At 66.1% G+C, this 629-nt stretch carries 2 protein-coding genes; both read left to right on the top strand.

The features are described 5' to 3' along the window. The first annotated feature begins 100 nt into the window (after window positions 1–100). The gene (locus AC3ET4_RS30925; RefSeq protein WP_045558185.1) at window positions 101–370 is read left to right on the top strand and encodes a type II toxin-antitoxin system Phd/YefM family antitoxin; all 270 of its coding nucleotides are present in this window, start codon (window positions 101–103) and stop codon (window positions 368–370) included. Then, complete coding sequence (locus AC3ET4_RS30920) at window positions 363–626, top strand: type II toxin-antitoxin system RelE family toxin (protein WP_431955304.1); 264 nt, start codon at window positions 363–365, stop codon at window positions 624–626. The genes AC3ET4_RS30925 and AC3ET4_RS30920 overlap by 8 nt, the downstream gene beginning before the upstream one ends. The last annotated feature ends 3 nt before the right edge of the window (window positions 627–629 follow it).

Below are 629 nucleotides of genomic sequence, written 5' to 3'. Positions count from 1 at the left end.
CCGGACGGCGGCGATCAGGGAGGCGTCCGCCACGACCCAGGCGATTCCTCGTTCGCACTCCCCGTTGTGTACACATGAGGCACTCGGTACTCTTGGGCGCATGACACAGTCGATGCCGATAGAGTCCATCCGCGATGTCCGGGCACACCTGGCCGAGGTCGTGGAGCGGGCCGACCGGGACGACGTTCCTACCGTCATCACCCGGCGCGGCAAGCAGGTCGCCGCCGTGGTGTCCATCGAGGTGCTGCGCAAGTACCAGGAGTGGGAAGAGCGCGAGATCAACCGGATCATCGACGAGCGCATGGCCAACCCGGCACCCGGTATCCCGATCGAGGACATCATGAGGGAGACGCTGGCGCGCAGTGAGTAGGTACCGCACCGTCTTCCGAGCCGAGGCTCAGGCCGAACTCCGCAAGATCCCGCGAGACATGGCCCTCCGCATCGTGGCCAAGCTGACGGAGCTGGAGAACGACCCGACGGGGGTCAACACCACTGCCCTCGTCTCCCAGCCCGACCGCCGCCGCCTCCGGGTGGGCGACTACCGCGTGATCTACACAATCGACGACGGCGAACTGGTGGTGTGGGTCGTACACGTCGGGCATCGCTCCACCGTCTATGACACCTGAGGG

This window comes from Actinacidiphila sp. bgisy167, assembly GCF_057707665.1.
This window is presented reverse-complemented; position numbering and strand designations above follow the sequence as displayed.

Bases quoted from the DNA above. Each gene is read 5' to 3' on its own strand.
- AC3ET4_RS30925 (WP_045558185.1), top strand. From the start codon at position 101: ATGACACAGTCGATGCCGATAGAGTCCATCCGCGATGTCCGGGCACAC.